This window comes from Ruminiclostridium papyrosolvens C7 (assembly GCF_000421965.1).
Taxonomy (GTDB): domain Bacteria; phylum Bacillota; class Clostridia; order Acetivibrionales; family DSM-1351; genus Ruminiclostridium; species Ruminiclostridium papyrosolvens_A.
The window spans coordinates 1-570 of record NZ_ATAY01000058.1 but is presented as its reverse complement, the minus strand read 5'-3'; the positions used below and the strand labels follow the sequence as shown (position 1 = coordinate 570).

Genomic DNA, 570 nt, shown 5'->3' with positions numbered 1-570 from the left:
ATGGAATTGATGGGGGCATTATTTGCCGAATATGAATCGGTGGCTTACTTCAGCAACATCGATCCGAAGGAGGCCGCTTTGCCGGAAGGCTTCAAGGCCAAGCAAGTCGTGCAGTTTGCCATTACGAATGAGAAGGTAAAAGAAGCGGTGACGATTCTGGTTAATCAGGCGTTGCCGAAGATGCTGGATATCTTGGCGAAAGAAGAATACCGTTCGATGCTGCAGCTGACGCCGGAGGAAATTGAGCAAGCGAAGAAGGATCTGCAAGAAGGCAGCCAGGATGAACTGGGCAAGGCGTTGGACGAGATGAAGAACCATCTGCAAATCAACAAGTTCACCGTGGATACCGCAATCGACGAGAACAATTACCCAGCGTACTACAATGTTCAGGTGGACGTTGCGGTCAACGATCCGGATACGCAGACGAACGTGAAGGCGGCGGTGCAAATGACCAGCCACTTTACCCAAATCAACGAGAAGCCAGCCTTTGAAATTGGCATCCCGACAGACACGTTGACTTTGGAACAGCTGCAAGAGGAAATGAGCCAGTTTGGCTATTAGGCGTTAGGA

1 protein-coding gene is annotated in these 570 nt (G+C 50.4%); it reads left to right on the top strand.

The features are described 5' to 3' along the window. Window positions 1–561, top strand: a 561-nt coding sequence (locus L323_RS33145; RefSeq protein WP_020815964.1) for a hypothetical protein, incomplete at its 5' end; no start/stop codon positions are given. Between the last annotated feature and the right edge of the window lie 9 nt (window positions 562–570).